This is a genomic window from Bacillus sp. BPN334 (genome assembly GCF_008368885.1).
Lineage (GTDB): Bacteria > Bacillota > Bacilli > Bacillales > Bacillaceae_G > Bacillus_A > Bacillus_A wiedmannii.
The window spans coordinates 57,166-71,441 of the sequence record NZ_QOZW01000003.1 but is presented as its reverse complement, the minus strand read 5'-3'; the positions used below and the strand labels follow the sequence as shown (position 1 = coordinate 71,441).

Here is a 14,276-nt window from a genome sequence, read left to right as displayed (position 1 = left end):
TCATATCACGCTCTATTACTAGGTGCAAAAGAAAGATTACGATGATTTCATTTTTTTGTAGGGATTTCACAAACCCCTTCACGGCAATGTCCAACTGGGACAAGTTTTCTATTGTTAGCGATATAATCGTATACTTTACTTCCAAATCCAAGTACAATAGATAGTTTGATAAAAGGCACGGCAAACCAGTAAGATGGAACAGCCTTTGCTAATACATGTATGCTATGAATCCCGTCATACCACTTATTATTTTTTAAAATATACAATCTTTGTTCCATCTTGCTTTGTAGTTCTTGAGAGAGTTCATACTTCTCAACTACATCTTCATCTCGAAATGAAACAAATTTCATCTTACCCTTTTTATCTAATTTTTTCGTACGTTCTGCAACCGCCGTACACATCGGGCACCAACTATCATAGAAAACAATCATACATTATTCTCCTTTACGAGACTCCGTCATTTGTTTCCATACAGAACCTTTTGCTTCTTCTCCGCCTTCAATACGCTCTAATGCTAGACGCGCTTGCATCGCTACTTCAAACTCTGGATCATCCTGCGCTGCTTTTAATGCCGGAATCGCACTTTCATCTCCAAGTTCAAATAAGAACATCGCTGCACGCCAGCGTACTAATTTACTTGAATCTTTCAGAGATTTAATCATAACGAACATCGCTGCTGGATCACCTACGTCAGATAAGCAATCGCCCGCTGTACGGCGAACACTTACTGAACGATCTAATAACGCTTTATATAATAACGGCAATACTCCATCACCTTTTACCATACCTAAATACGCTGTTGCTAAACGGCGGATCGAAACTTTTTCATCATCTAACGCCATCTGCAACACTAGCATATCTTCTTCAGTAGGATCCATTTGTTCTAATGCCGCAAAACGGTTTTTCCAGTCAGCATCTTTCATCATCTCTTCTGTTACTTTATATGGCTCACGCTTTTGAATCGTTACTTCAACAGCACCTGCCTGGTTTAATAATTCTTTAACTGTTTCATTTACACGTTCTTCTGAATAAGCAGCAACAATCTCTTCCACTACTTCTTTCCCGATTTCTTCAAAATTACCGTAACGTGTACTTTGTTCCACCCATTTACGTTCTTTTACAACGTTTGGTGCAGACATTTGAACTTTCATAATTGATTCTTTAAAACGATCTGGTAAGCCAACACGTTCTTCTGTTGTTCCATCTGTTAACTTTACTTGCATTGGAATTGTAAAGAACATTTGAACAAACACTTTCACTTCTCCAAAATGAGCAAGTTGTTGTCCTTCACTCTCTTCTACTACCTCTTCGCCGAAAACAGCACGAACTTGTTGTAATAAAACTTTCCAATCAAACTTTGCATTTCGCTCCACTGCTAAAAAGTCGGCTACATGATATACACCTTTAATGCCTTCAATTTTCAAAATTTCTTGCACTTGCATTGGTGCTTGTTCTTTATTTTCATTTGTATAATTATTACGCGCTCCTGATGGTAATACTTCATTCAAAATAACTTTCATTGTATTTGGACTTGGCGTCGGTTCAATTGCTTTAATCTTCACGTAAAAAACTCTCCTTTATTGCATGTTCTTAGCTGTATTGTAACATGTTCCACCTCTTTAAACCTACTCGGATGCTTTATCTTGCTGATTTCTTTCAATCATCATACTTTTCATTCTTTCTCTTTCCACCTAATTCCCCCAAACCCATTGTTTAAAATCCCATCTTATTGCGATGCACCCTCCCGCCTTCTCTCCAAAAATGTAATGCTCTCAATTACAACTTCCGTTTTATATATTCTCTTACCTTGATCATCCTCGTAATTACTCGTATGAATACGTCCGGTAATTCCAACAAGAGACGCCTTCGTACAATATTCAGTTACATTCTCAGCCGATCTGCGCCAAACGACACAATTAATAAAATCTACTTGTTGCTCACCTAAACTATTTCGAAAACCTCTATTCACCGCAACACATATTCGTGCATAAGCGACCCCTTGCTTTGTGTAGTATAATTCTGGCTCCTTTGTCAATCTACCGATTAATACAACTCGATTCATCATATGTTATACCACCTCACATATTTTTCTTTATTGTAAAGAAAAATGTATGAAGGGTAAAAAACGTAAAATAATATATTTTAAAGTAAAAAATATTATTTTATATGCTGTAAAAGAAAAAAAGAAACCTTACATATATTAAACATGTAAGGTTTCAAAATTTATACTTCACTACAGGAAATGTAATATCCACCGCGAGCCATCTTTATCTCAACACGATACATTACATTTTCTAAGTAAAAAGTAATCGGTTTAACTTTACTCTCAAAATTCAATTGTTCCTGACATTCAACCGCATACCTTTCGATAGCGGAAATAATAACTTCTGATGATGGATACGTTAAAGCATCTTCTAGTTCTATGAAAAAACTTTTAGAAAATAGTTTTTTCATAATCCTTTTCTTCTCTTTCATCATATTCCATCCCCCTTCAATTTGAGTTACCAACAACCATATTATACCATTACCGAAATTAACTTGCATTAACAGGCAGTATAAGCCTCACTGATTAAAATTTCACTCTATCTTTGAAAATAAAAAAATCCTGCATTTTTCATGCAGGATTTTTTTATTAGTCATTTTTCGTAAAGTAAGAAACGAAACGAAGAATTTCTAAGTATAACCAAACTAATGTAAGCATTAGTCCCATCGCAGTGTACCACTCCATATATTTCGGAGCTTGACTACGTACACCATTTTCGATTAAATCGAAATCTAGTAATAAGTTTAATGCAGCAACTACGATAACAACTGCACTAATAATAATACCAATTGTACCGCCTTGGTGAATGTACGGAACAGTTACACCAAACATGTTTAGTAGAAATACGACTAAATACATAACCATAATTCCAAGTGTTGCTGCCATCACGCCTGTACGGAATTTATCCGTTACCTTTACTACACGCGTTGCATATAACACTAACATTGCAAATAGAATTGAGATTGTTAGTAATACAGCATTTAAAACGATAGAATCGCCAAACTTCATTGTATAAACCGCTGAAATACTACCTAATACAACCCCTTCTACTGCCGCATAGATTGGTGCACCAAAAGGTGAAATACGTGGGAAGAACATAGACGCAAATGCGATGATTGCCGCAACGATTAAAGCACCAATTAGTACTGGCATCTTCATCGTCCCCTGCATCATCTGTATGTATGAATAGACAGACGTTGCAAGTAGCAAGATAAGCATAATAAACGTTTTGCCTACTGTTCCGCCAATCGTCATCGCAGAAGCACTTGCTCCCTCTTTACGGAATGCCTCTTTTTTCAACATTGGATTAGATGTTCTCATTTTTTCCCTCCTAAAATAGGTTCTACCAATAGTGTAAAGTTTTTCTCTTTACTTTTCAATATATGCAGCTTGTTTTTATTTTAATCCTTCAACGATGTCTGATAGTTCACTCCATCTTTCCATCGTTTTTTCTAGCTCTTCTTCTGTTTTTTGCTGTGCTTCAGATAATTCTTGTGCCTTTGTGAAGTCAGATCCAACTTTCGCAAGTTCTTCTCCAATTGACTCAATTTTCTCTTCTAGTTCGGCAATTGTATCTTCAATTGTTTCCCATTCACGCTGCTCCTTGTATGAAAGTTTACGTTTACGTTGTTGTTTCGGAGCTTCTTCTACCACTTTTTTCTCTTTTTGAACTTCCGCCTTCTCAATAAGTTCTTTCGTCTTTTCCATTTCTAAAAAGTCCGTATAACTACCTAGGAATTCACGCACTTCGCCTCCACCACTAAAGATGAACAATTCATCTACTACTTTATCTAAGAAGTAACGGTCATGCGATACAGTTAAAACGACACCTGGGAAATCTTCTAAATAATCTTCCAGTACTGTTAATGTTTGTGTATCTAGATCATTCGTAGGTTCATCCAGTAATAGTACGTTTGGTTCTCCCATTAAAATACGTAATAAATATAAACGTCTTCTTTCCCCACCAGATAGTTTACCAAGCGGTGTACCATGTGAGTGCGTCGGGAATAAGAAACGTTCTAGCATTTGAGATGCACCAATTACTTTTCCATCTGTCGTATGAATAACTTCTGCAATCTCTTTAATGTATTCAATCATACGCTGATTTAAATTCATCTCTTCATTTTCTTGCGTATAATAAGCAACTTTTACAGTTTGTCCTACTTCAACTTCACCACTATCAGGAGCTAACTTGCCTGCAAGCATATTTAATAGAGAAGATTTTCCGCTTCCATTCGCTCCAATGATTCCGATACGATCTCCTGGTTTCACAATATGATTAAAGTTGTGTAATACCGTTTTATCACCGAATTTTTTCGTTACATCTTTTAACTCAAGTACTTTTTTACCGAGGCGACTGCCGCTAAGCGCAATATCAACTGACTGTTTTGCAGCTGGTCCTTCTTGACCTTTTAACTCATCAAATCGTTGAATACGTGCTTTTTGCTTTGTCGAACGAGCTTTTGCACCGCGGCGGATCCATGCTAGTTCGCGGCGATATAAGTTTTGACGTTTTGATTCTTGCGCAATTTCTTGTTCTTCACGAAGTGCTTTCGCTTCTAAAAATGTACTATAGTTTCCTTCGTAACTATATAGTTTACCATTGTCTAATTCAAAAATACGGTTTGTCACACGATCTAAGAAATAACGATCATGGGTTACAAGTAATACCGCACCATTATATCTTGCTAAATATTCTTCCAACCATTCAACTGTCTCATGGTCAAGATGGTTCGTAGGCTCATCCAAAATTAATAAATCAGGTGTTTCAATAAAACATTGCGCCATTGCAATACGCTTTTTTTGTCCACCAGATAGGTTTCCAACAGTTGCTGTAAAATCAGTAATTCCTAATTTCGTTAATAACGATTTTGCATTCGCATTTGCTTCCCATGCACTCATCGCATCCATACGTTGCTGCACTGCAAATAATTGTTCCTGTACTTTTTCATTACTTGGATCTTTTTCGATATTTAATAACGATTGTTCATAATCACGAAGAAGACGAATTAAAGGTGTATCACCATGGAACACTTGCTCTAGCACTGTTAGTTTTTCATCAAACTCTGGTTGCTGTGATAAATAACTAATTGTATACCCACGGGAATGCGTCATATCACCTGTATCAGGAGTTTCTAACCCTGCAATAATTTTTAATAATGTCGATTTACCAGTACCGTTTACACCAATAATTCCGACACGTTGTCCTTCTGTAATACTACATGATAATCCATCAAATAACGGTTTTTCTCCGTATGATTTCGATAAGTTTTCCACAGTTAACATTTTCATATTTGTGCATTCCACTCTTTCATAAATTGTTCAATAAACTGTTCCATATAACGATGACGAACTTCAGCCTCTTGCTTTGCTGCGTTCGTGTTCATTAAGTCTTTTAGTTTCAAAAGTTTTTCATAAAAATGATTTAAAGATGGATCGTTATTTTTTCTATATTCATCTTTCGTCATCACTTCACGTGGAGGAATAGTTGGATCATACATTAATCTCCCTTTCGCTCCACCATACGCAAATGTGCGAGCTATTCCAATTGCTCCAAGAGCGTCTAAGCGATCCGCATCTTGAACAAGCTTCCCTTCAAGTGAATCCACTTTACCGCCATGACCACCTTTATAAGACATATTGGCAATGATATGAAGAACATGTTTACTTTCCTCTGCTTCAACATGTAACTCTTCTAACCAATCAGAAACTTTTTTCATTCCTGCTTCTTCACTTTCATTTAACTTCTCATCTGCCACATCGTGAAGTAATGCTGCCATTTCAATTATAAAACGATTTCCCCCTTCTTGCTCGGATAAAGAAATCGCCAGTTTATGTACGCGTTCAATATGATACCAATCATGCCCACTCGCATCTTTTTCTAAAATATGTTTTACAAAAGTAATTGTTTTTTGAATCTTTTCTTGTTTTGTCATTTTATCTTCACCCAGTTACTTATTGTAACACGCCCGCATTTTTTCATCACATATTTTCTTGTCCGCCCATACACTGGGTGGTAGGCATCATCATGAAGGAGGAATAAATATGTTCTATAATAACCAACCGCCTTATCCACAACAACCATTTTACCCTCAGCAACAGGACCAAAGATACACACAACAATATGAAAAACAAGAACAACAATATGAAGAACAAGAACAACAATATGAACAAAATCCATACGCAACACCACAAAATCAAGAAGCTAATTATCAACAAAACGCATACGACACACGTCCTAATTATGAATATCCTCAAAACCCATATGCAGCACCACAAGATCAAGAACAACAATTTCAACAAAATCCATACGCAACAACGCAAAATCATGAAACTGAATATCAACAAAACTTATACGACACACGTCCTAATTATGAATACCCGCAAAATCCATATGTAGCACCTCAAAATCAAGAACAACAATTTCAACAAAATCCATACACAACTCAGCCGCAAATGTATCAACCAAACTATGACGCGCGTGTTTCACCACCGGCACCTCAAACGATCGATCCAACACAACCACAAATTTTGCCACCAGGACCAACACTCGATATTACACAACCTCAAATCTTACCCCCTGGACCAATTACAGAACCAACACAACAACAAATCCAGCAAGTGGTCGGTACACAGTTTTTACCTTTAAAGAAACCTGTACTAGATTTCGTAAAACCTTGGGTAGATTACGGTTTAAATGAAGCAAAACATACATCACACAAACACGCTTTAACAGAAGTTGCTGCGATTATGTTTTTAGTTGGGAAAGGATTCAACCCGACGATTGCACATTATATTGTGGAATCTTGGGAGAAGAATGAGCAGTTTTAGGGGTTTTTATTCTCACAAAACTATAAAAGTGTCACAAATGCCTATTTCATAAGCATTTGTGACACTTTTTGTTTGTTATGTTAAATATCATTTCAATACTGAATTACTGCAGTTACCTTTTCCTTCTAGGACCTACAATTAATTTAATTGCCGTTCTTTCTTGATCATTAATAGTAACCTCTTGAAATGCTGGAACAAAGGCCAAATCAATACCACTTGGAGCAACAAATCCTCTTGCGATTGCAATTGCTTTAATCGCTTGATTTATAGAACCCGCCCCAATCGCCTGAATTTCCACATTGCCACTTGTTCTTAGTACACCAGCTATTGCACCTGCTACTGAATTTGGTTTTGATTTTGAAGATACTTTTAATATATTTTCCATGTAAGTTGCTCCCTCTATTATTTAATCGCTCTTTTGTTACGGTTTAAAATATTTCAACGTATCTTTTACTACTATTCACACCAAAAGCAAACAATGCTACATATGTACATTCATTCGATACTTTTCGTCTTCTTCCTGCCCCACTACGTAAATAAAAGAAAACAACCATAAACTCTAATATGCAAACATTTCAAAAATAGACATTCACTTAAACGATCACATCATTGCAACTGAGGCTACTGGTTTTATTTTTACATGTGAAATTAAAATAAGCATTCCCACTATACTTTAACATTTCAAGATATTCCACTGATATTTTTACCAAATCATTAACCTTTTCTTCTTCAAAAATTGTTACAACTACTATTCTATTACTATATTTCATCGTATTAGCACTTTATACTCCAAATCTATCACCTTTTATATAAGACAAGCATAAAATACTATGAGTATACACTTCATTCATAATAGGGGGTAATATATTGGGTTCATACTATCATTCTTCAAACTCCAATAAAAAATGTTCATGCAACTCTTCTTCCAGCTCATATAAAAAATGTTCATGTAACTCTTCTTCCAGTTCCTATAAAAAATGTTCATGCGACCATTCACATAAAAAAAGCTGTCCAGCATACGGCACTTTTTGGCAAACTGAGTTTATAACTGTTCCTTTTGGAGATCCTTTTCCATTTAATCACGTTGGCCCTATAGCAGGAGGAGTTTCCTTACTAAATCCTACTACTATACAAATTAGTCAAACTGGTGATTATAGAGTTTCTTTCATTTCAACTATTAACACTAATTCAAATCCTGTCTTTCCACATATTCCAGTCATGACTATATTTTTAAATAATAATCCACTTGCTAATAGTCAAGGTGATTTCGCTTTCCAAATGAATACTTCATCAAATAACGAATGTCTTCAACTAGCAGGCGAAACAATTGTTACAGTGACAGCTAATTCCACTCTTCAACTGAAAAATAATAGTGGTTTTAATCGTCAAAGTATTACAACTTGTGATAATGGTATTAATTCCGTTGAATTAACAGTTATAAAACTAAGTTAATAATCCTCTTCACATTCAGATGCTATTTCAGCATCTTTTTTATTGAATAATGTTCTTTTGATTCCTATAATCAAACATAAATTCCATAGTACGTTTCTGTTAATCTAATAAACATGAAAAAAGTACCGAACTCTTCTACTACAAAAGTTCGGTACTTTTTATATTAAAAACTTCTCATTCTTTCTTACTTCTCCACATAAACCGACTTAACAATTGTACGATTATACGGTTGTCCTTCTTTATTCATCCCTTTTATATCCATCGTAATGTTGTATACTCCTGGTTGCTTTATGTCCTTCAAAGCACCAGTAAATGTAGTATTATTAACATTTTGTAATTCATTATATTCAGAGACTAGTTTCCCTTCTTTATTAACTACTCTTACTGTTATGGAAAGATCCCCTTTCATTTCAGGTGCTACAGGTGATTTTTTCAATTTATACTCAGATTTATTCACTTTAACTTTTGTAGGCATTTGGAGAACAAATGGTGCGCCACTATTGTAATCGCTTACAATTAAAAATGCATCTTTCGACTGCTTCGCCATCATTTTAACTTTCCATTCTCCTACATCCATTTTATCAAATTTAAATGTTCTAATTGTCGCACCACCAAAGAAAGATTCACCTTCACCAGTAGTAATAACGCTATCCTTATTTGTATACATTTTTCCTTTTGGAGATATCATTTGTACTTCTACATCAGAAGACGCTGTTAAGATAGAAACTATTCCTTCAGCTTTTTTATCAACCGTAACGGTTTGCTCTATCCACTGATTTTGTGGCAATTCTCCTCCTAAAATGTTTTGATTTGAAGTTGTATTTAGTTGTTCTATATTTTCATTTGAACTAGTGCTGGATGCTACTAAAGCTGGTACAGCTACATTTGATGTACGTAAATATGGTTCAATTCGAGAGAAAACAGCAGATCCTTTTCTTATATTATCATGATCAAATCTGGAATCTGTAAATAAATGCGTTCCATACGGTAACTTAGCACTCCACTCATTTACTAGTCCATCATTTGAACCGTATGATGACAAATAGAACCCGCCCATAGATAACGCAGAAAATACTGGTCCCCAGCTAGTACCGGTAACCGTATAGTAACGGTTTAATTTAGCTGCTGGATTATTATCAATCGTTGAACGAAATTTTGCCATTTCCCCCATTTGTAATGAGTACGTACCATCATCTTTTTGACCTAATATAGAAGCAAGCCATCCTGCCCACCAACTATATGATAAATCCGCCAAGTTTGATCCATGATGTGGCGTCGCAAGCGTTATAACATTTCCAACAAATCGATTTGCACCATATCCTACTAATGCAGCCTGTGTATCGATACCGCCTTTACTATGTGCTACAATATTAACTTTTTTACCGAAGTGATTATATATTTCTTCTAATTTTTGTGCTAACAATTTTCCGTTATCCCACTGACTAGCTGACCCTTTCCCAGCAGCATCATATAATTGGATAAATACTGTTTGATAACCTGCTTTTAAAGCATAGTCATACATATCATTTATATCGTGATACACTGTCTTTCCATACCAACTATCAGCATTCCCATTCCTTCCTTGTACAAAAAGAATTGGAGGCTTATTCTCATCGTAATTAGCAGGTTTTTGACCTAAAAACCATTCTCCAGGTGTAAATACTTCTGTATCAGGAAATCCCTTTCCAAGCTCTTTTACAACTTCTGCTCGCACATTTGTGCTAATCATTGGAACCATGATAAAAAATACAATTAGTAAGGCAACACATCTTCTCATCAATCGCATGTTACTCCCCCCACTTTTTTTGAAAGAAGGTGCTCTTTGTAATTTTTTTTATCTTCTCTCTTAATACTAGATAATCTTTTTACTTAAACAAGATCTTGTCCCTATTCTCAAGAGATTACTAGTACCCCTTCTTCCTTAACACACGTTATTCTCTTTGATTCAATCTCTTCCTTTTGAGAGAGCGCTACAAAAAAGTTTCTCAACAATTGTTAACTTTACTGAATCCAAATATCCTCCAATTATTATTGTTTATATAAAGCATACAAATCTTGAAAAAACTTTAGTAAAAAAACACTTTATTACCAGCTAATTATAAAAAAGTTAATGAAGATATGTACTTTTATTTAATTAAATACAAACTAAACAAAATAGAGGCTTATACTATAAGACTTTCCTAACATTAAAAATTAAACTGAAATTTCAGAATAGAAAATAACATTTCCAGAAACATATATTATGATAATTTCTGCAGACTTGAATTAAACTTTTAGAAGTACTAACCTAGCGATGAGCAGAAGAAAATTCTGTAACAAGAAAGGAGAATGCTTTATGATGACCAAGTTACAAAAGGAGTTTTTTAAACGATTAAAAATTCCTGCAGAAGAAGTAACATTTGATGATTTAGATGAAATCCTCTTAAAAATGGGATTGATTCTGCCCTATGAAAATCTTGATATTATGGCTGGTACTTTTAAAGACATCTCAAAAAAGAACTTAGTAGAAAAGTTACTTATTCAAAAACGAGGCGGTCTTTGTTATGAATTAAACTCCTTATTGTATTACTTTTTAATTGATTGTGGATTTCAAGTATATAAAGTAGCTGGTACTGTTTATGACCTTTATGATAATAAATGGAAACCCGATGATGGTCATGTCATTATCATATTAAATCATAATAATAAAGATTATGTTATAGATGCCGGTTTTGCCTCTCATCTACCTTTACATCCAGTCCCTTTTAACGGAGAAGTCATCTCTTCTCAAACGGGTGAATATCGAATTCGCAAACGAACTACCCGAAAAGGTACACACATTTTAGAAATGAGAAAAGGAGCTAACGGGGAATCTACAAATTTCTTGCAATCTGAACCTTCACATGAATGGAAAATAGGCTATGCCTTTACTTTAGATCCAATAGATGAGAAAAAGGTGAATAACATTCAAAAAGTGATTGTAGAACATAAAGAATCTCCTTTTAATAAAGGAGCTATCACTTGTAAATTAACTGATTATGGTCACGTATCATTAACAAATAAAAATTATACAGAAACCTTTAAAGGCATCAAAAATAAACGTCCAATAGAATCAAAAGATTATGCTCGCATTCTTCATGAATCTTTTGGAATAACGCAAGTGAAATATGTAGGAAAAACACTAGAAAGAGGCTAGTTGACTAGAAGTATTTCATAATAAAGCAGATTCCATATTTAGAATCTGCTTTATTTTATATTTTGTTATAAAGAAATTTGTTTTGCTCTTATCCTTTAATTTTCAATCATATACTCATCATCATATTTATCGTATTGGAGCCCTGATCCTATTTTTGATTCCGTTACTTGATCTCTTAAAAACGGTGCAGCTTCCATTTTGCTAGTTGCAATTTCAATTCCATATTTTTTCGTTAAATGAGCTAATTCTATTAAAAACCACTCTCTTCGCAATGTAACTGGAATATCAAATGTTCTTCTTTTCATATATAATAGCACCTCTTTAATTTCATAACTTAATGAACATCATTACATGCACGTGTGAAAACTACCTTTCATCACTAACATCCAATGAAACATTATAGTATATGCATGTCCATTTTAAACGTGCTATTACAAAATAATATTTTAGTTTACATAATCATATTATGTAATAGTAGAAGAGAAAGGTATATCCCTTCCCTTCTACTCTAGAAATTTAAATTAAGAACATCTTGGTACACCTAAAGCTAAGAATAAACCTGCTACTCCCGCAGTAATCGGTACTTTTAACGTAATAACATCGTCTACTTTCGTTACTAAAAAGAAAGCATTACCTTCTTGTAATATGCAAGTTACCAATAATTGAAATTCCATTTAAACCCCCTCCTTTCAATCGATATATTATACTTTATGAATTCTCTTTAAAAACGTAATAGGAAATATATCTATTTTTCTTTATATATAAAATAAATGTTTATAAGTCTATTAAAAATACTAATTTTCTAAATTTATATAAATCGTGTAATATCCAATAAGTTCCTATATAATCAATAGTGAAAATCTTACAAATAGAGGTATAAAAATGGCGATTTTGAGTAATATTGGTGCAGCTTTATTTTTTATTGCTTTTATTCTTTTAATTTTATGTATCATTTCAATCTTTAAGAAAAATGGAAAAGCAAAACAATATGGTCGTCCTGCCGTTATTCTTTTTATGATTTCGATTGTATTCATAATAACTAGTGCTGAGACTTCTAATAACCCCATTGTTGAATTCTTTTCTATTTTAAGTTTTGTTTTATTTGTTTTCTTCCTTGTGTTAGCAATCTTATCCGTAATTAAAAAGACAGGTGTAGCAAAAAAACAATTTATTATCACTGCTATTTTATTTGTCATTTTTGTTGCATTATCAAGTATTTCAGCTCCTTCTTCTGAAAAGACGACAGCAACAAATAAACAAGTCGCTTCTAATAATGCAGAGAAAAAAGATGATAAAAAGAAAGAAGCGGACGAGAAAACTCAAAAGCAAGAAGATGAGAAGCGTCTAGCCGATGAACAAGCTCGTAAGCAAGAGGATGAAAAACGCCAAGCCGAAGAGCAAGCTCGCAAACAACAAGAAGAACAAAAACGTCTAGCTGATGAACAAGCTCGTAAACAACAAGAAGAACAAAAACGTCTAGCTGATGAACAAGCTCGTAAACAACAAGAAGAGCAAAAACGCCAAGCTGATGAACAAGCTCGTAAACAACAAGAAGAACAAAAACGTCAGGCTGATGAGCAAGCTCGTAAACAACAAGAGGAACAAAAACGCCAAGCTGATGAGCAAGCTCGCAAACAACAAGAGGAACAAAAAAAAGCACAGCAAGCTCAAACACAACCAGCTGCAAGTAACAATAGTAATGTAACTTACAAAAATTGTACTGAAGTTAAAAATGCTGGAAAAGCTCCATTATATAAAGACCAACCAGGTTATAGCTCTAAACTTGATCGTGATGGTGATGGAGTTGCATGTGAAAAATAGTAATAAAAAAGAAGCTTCTAGTAAGCTTCTTTTTTTATCAAATAGTATTGCGACTAATTACCTCCTCTCTCTTCCGTTTATAACACTCCTATTATTCTCAAAACTGACACATTATAAGTGATTTCAATCACCACATTGTTTTTCATTTATCGCTATTCTTAATTTAGATATTACATTTAAACTTTATGGAGGCATTCATATGGAACATACATTTACTGAAACTTCAATTGTTGGTGAGATTGTTACACAATTTCCGAAAGCTAGTGATCTTTTTAAATCGTATAGAATAGATTTTTGTTGCGGTGGTAATAAGCCACTTATTGATGCAATTCATGAAAGAAATTTATCAGCTTCTGAAGTAATTACAGAGTTAAATACGCTTTATCATAATACGAAACTATTAAATGAATCTGAAATTGATTGGAAAAATGCTTCTTATCGCGAATTGATTGATTATGTAATTAATAAGCATCATCGTTATTTAAATGAAGAGTTACCGCAGTTAAGTCCATATGTGACGAAAGTATTACGCGTTCATGGAGCAAATCAGCCTCATTTAGCTCAAATTCATAAGCTGTTTCATGAACTTAAAATGGAATTAGAACAGCATTTAATTAAAGAAGAAACAGAAGATTTTCCATTAATTTTAGAATTTGAACAAAATCCAACTGATGAAAACTATGCAAAATTACGTAAAGTAGTAGATGAACTAGAAAATGAGCACAATCATGCCGGAAATATTATAAAAGAACTTCGTAAAGTGACAAATGACTTTACTCCTCCAGAAGGAGCTTGCGGCACTTATCGACTTGTTTATCAACGTCTTGAAGCGCTAGAGTCTGATTTATTTGAGCATATTCATTTAGAAAATAATATTTTATTTCCACGTGCAATTACGAGAGCATAAATAAAAGCAGGACATGAGTATTTCTACTCATGTCCTGCTTTTTCATT

Annotated in this window: 16 protein-coding genes; 5 read left to right on the top strand and 11 right to left on the bottom strand. The window is 34.2% G+C overall.

The annotated features are described in order from the left end of the window. Positions 1-47 precede the first annotated feature (47 nt). The 7 genes from DN393_RS02100 to DN393_RS02070 form a co-directional block, all read right to left on the bottom strand. Positions 48-431 carry a thiol-disulfide oxidoreductase DCC family protein gene (locus DN393_RS02100; RefSeq protein ID WP_000634876.1) on the bottom strand — a complete coding sequence of 128 codons (384 nt, stop codon included), beginning with the start codon at positions 429-431 and terminating at the stop codon, positions 48-50. A 3-nt stretch (positions 432-434) separates the two neighbouring features. Further along, on the bottom strand, positions 435-1,562 hold the full coding sequence (locus DN393_RS02095) for a conserved virulence factor C family protein (RefSeq protein WP_064473949.1): 1,128 nt from the start codon (positions 1,560-1,562) through the stop codon (positions 435-437). 164 nt (positions 1,563-1,726) lie between these two features. Beyond that, complete coding sequence (locus DN393_RS02090) at positions 1,727-2,065, bottom strand: single-stranded DNA-binding protein (RefSeq protein WP_064473950.1); 339 nt, start codon at positions 2,063-2,065, stop codon at positions 1,727-1,729. 158 nt (positions 2,066-2,223) lie between these two features. After that, positions 2,224-2,478, bottom strand: a complete 255-nt coding sequence (locus tag DN393_RS02085) for a DUF4318 domain-containing protein (protein ID WP_088046778.1) — start codon at positions 2,476-2,478, stop codon at positions 2,224-2,226. Between the two features lie 154 nt (positions 2,479-2,632). Next, positions 2,633-3,364 carry a Bax inhibitor-1/YccA family protein gene (locus DN393_RS02080; protein WP_001260655.1) on the bottom strand — a complete coding sequence of 244 codons (732 nt, stop codon included), beginning with the start codon at positions 3,362-3,364 and terminating at the stop codon, positions 2,633-2,635. Positions 3,365-3,439: 75 nt separating this feature from the next. Beyond that, a complete protein-coding gene (locus DN393_RS02075; protein ID WP_064473952.1) occupies positions 3,440-5,335 on the bottom strand; it encodes an ABC-F family ATP-binding cassette domain-containing protein in 1,896 nt (631 codons plus the stop codon). Continuing rightward, complete coding sequence (locus DN393_RS02070) at positions 5,332-5,979, bottom strand: HD domain-containing protein (RefSeq protein WP_000165957.1); 648 nt, start codon at positions 5,977-5,979, stop codon at positions 5,332-5,334. Before DN393_RS02070 ends, DN393_RS02075 begins: the two co-directional genes overlap by 4 nt. 109 nt (positions 5,980-6,088) lie before the next feature. On the opposite strand from DN393_RS02070, the gene DN393_RS02065 reads away from it, so the two are divergent. Continuing rightward, positions 6,089-6,874, top strand: a complete 786-nt coding sequence (locus DN393_RS02065; RefSeq protein WP_149173281.1) for a hypothetical protein — start codon at positions 6,089-6,091, stop codon at positions 6,872-6,874. A gap of 112 nt (positions 6,875-6,986) precedes the next feature. Here DN393_RS02065 and spoVS read toward each other — a convergent pair whose 3' ends face one another. Continuing rightward, positions 6,987-7,259: a stage V sporulation protein SpoVS gene (gene spoVS / locus DN393_RS02060; RefSeq protein WP_000427790.1), complete on the bottom strand. Its 273-nt coding sequence runs from the start codon at positions 7,257-7,259 to the stop codon at positions 6,987-6,989. 482 nt (positions 7,260-7,741) lie between these two features. Here spoVS and DN393_RS02055 point away from each other — a divergent pair, with 482 nt between their 5' ends. Further along, the gene (locus tag DN393_RS02055; protein ID WP_103654999.1) at positions 7,742-8,326 is read left to right on the top strand and encodes a preprotein translocase; all 585 of its coding nucleotides are present in this window, start codon (positions 7,742-7,744) and stop codon (positions 8,324-8,326) included. Positions 8,327-8,510: 184 nt separating this feature from the next. On the opposite strand, the gene DN393_RS02050 is transcribed toward DN393_RS02055, so the two are convergent. Further along, on the bottom strand, positions 8,511-10,112 hold the full coding sequence (locus DN393_RS02050; RefSeq protein ID WP_064473961.1) for an esterase/lipase family protein: 1,602 nt from the start codon (positions 10,110-10,112) through the stop codon (positions 8,511-8,513). A 549-nt stretch (positions 10,113-10,661) separates the two neighbouring features. On the opposite strand from DN393_RS02050, the gene DN393_RS02045 reads away from it, so the two are divergent. Further along, positions 10,662-11,501 carry an arylamine N-acetyltransferase family protein gene (locus DN393_RS02045; RefSeq protein WP_088046625.1) on the top strand — a complete coding sequence of 280 codons (840 nt, stop codon included), beginning with the start codon at positions 10,662-10,664 and terminating at the stop codon, positions 11,499-11,501. Between the two features lie 95 nt (positions 11,502-11,596). On the opposite strand, the gene DN393_RS02040 is transcribed toward DN393_RS02045, so the two are convergent. Together DN393_RS02040 and exsG are read right to left on the bottom strand one after the other, a co-directional pair. After that, complete coding sequence (locus tag DN393_RS02040) at positions 11,597-11,806, bottom strand: hypothetical protein (RefSeq protein WP_000830254.1); 210 nt, start codon at positions 11,804-11,806, stop codon at positions 11,597-11,599. 216 nt (positions 11,807-12,022) lie between these two features. Further along, positions 12,023-12,175, bottom strand: coding sequence for an exosporium protein ExsG (exsG, locus tag DN393_RS02035; protein ID WP_000395678.1), 153 nt, complete (start codon positions 12,173-12,175; stop codon positions 12,023-12,025). 208 nt (positions 12,176-12,383) lie between these two features. Here exsG and DN393_RS02030 point away from each other — a divergent pair, with 208 nt between their 5' ends. Together DN393_RS02030 and ric are read left to right on the top strand one after the other, a co-directional pair. Continuing rightward, complete coding sequence (locus tag DN393_RS02030) at positions 12,384-13,322, top strand: excalibur calcium-binding domain-containing protein (RefSeq protein WP_088046624.1); 939 nt, start codon at positions 12,384-12,386, stop codon at positions 13,320-13,322. A gap of 199 nt (positions 13,323-13,521) precedes the next feature. After that, a complete protein-coding gene (gene ric, locus DN393_RS02025; protein ID WP_088046623.1) occupies positions 13,522-14,229 on the top strand; it encodes an iron-sulfur cluster repair di-iron protein in 708 nt (235 codons plus the stop codon). Positions 14,230-14,276 lie beyond the last annotated feature (47 nt).

Coding starts and splice junctions, on each gene's coding strand:
- DN393_RS02065 (WP_149173281.1), top strand. CDS start 6,089: ATGTTCTATAATAACCAACCGCCTTATCCACAACAACCATTTTACCCT.
- DN393_RS02070 (WP_000165957.1), bottom strand. CDS start 5,979: ATGACAAAACAAGAAAAGATTCAAAAAACAATTACTTTTGTAAAACAT.
- DN393_RS02030 (WP_088046624.1), top strand. CDS start 12,384: ATGGCGATTTTGAGTAATATTGGTGCAGCTTTATTTTTTATTGCTTTT.
- DN393_RS02090 (WP_064473950.1), bottom strand. CDS start 2,065: ATGATGAATCGAGTTGTATTAATCGGTAGATTGACAAAGGAGCCAGAA.
- exsG (WP_000395678.1), bottom strand. CDS start 12,175: ATGGAATTTCAATTATTGGTAACTTGCATATTACAAGAAGGTAATGCT.
- DN393_RS02100 (WP_000634876.1), bottom strand. CDS start 431: ATGATTGTTTTCTATGATAGTTGGTGCCCGATGTGTACGGCGGTTGCA.
- DN393_RS02050 (WP_064473961.1), bottom strand. CDS start 10,112: ATGCGATTGATGAGAAGATGTGTTGCCTTACTAATTGTATTTTTTATC.
- DN393_RS02085 (WP_088046778.1), bottom strand. CDS start 2,478: ATGATGAAAGAGAAGAAAAGGATTATGAAAAAACTATTTTCTAAAAGT.
- DN393_RS02045 (WP_088046625.1), top strand. CDS start 10,662: ATGATGACCAAGTTACAAAAGGAGTTTTTTAAACGATTAAAAATTCCT.
- DN393_RS02075 (WP_064473952.1), bottom strand. CDS start 5,335: ATGAAAATGTTAACTGTGGAAAACTTATCGAAATCATACGGAGAAAAA.
- ric (WP_088046623.1), top strand. CDS start 13,522: ATGGAACATACATTTACTGAAACTTCAATTGTTGGTGAGATTGTTACA.
- spoVS (WP_000427790.1), bottom strand. CDS start 7,259: ATGGAAAATATATTAAAAGTATCTTCAAAATCAAAACCAAATTCAGTA.
- DN393_RS02080 (WP_001260655.1), bottom strand. CDS start 3,364: ATGAGAACATCTAATCCAATGTTGAAAAAAGAGGCATTCCGTAAAGAG.
- DN393_RS02040 (WP_000830254.1), bottom strand. CDS start 11,806: ATGAAAAGAAGAACATTTGATATTCCAGTTACATTGCGAAGAGAGTGG.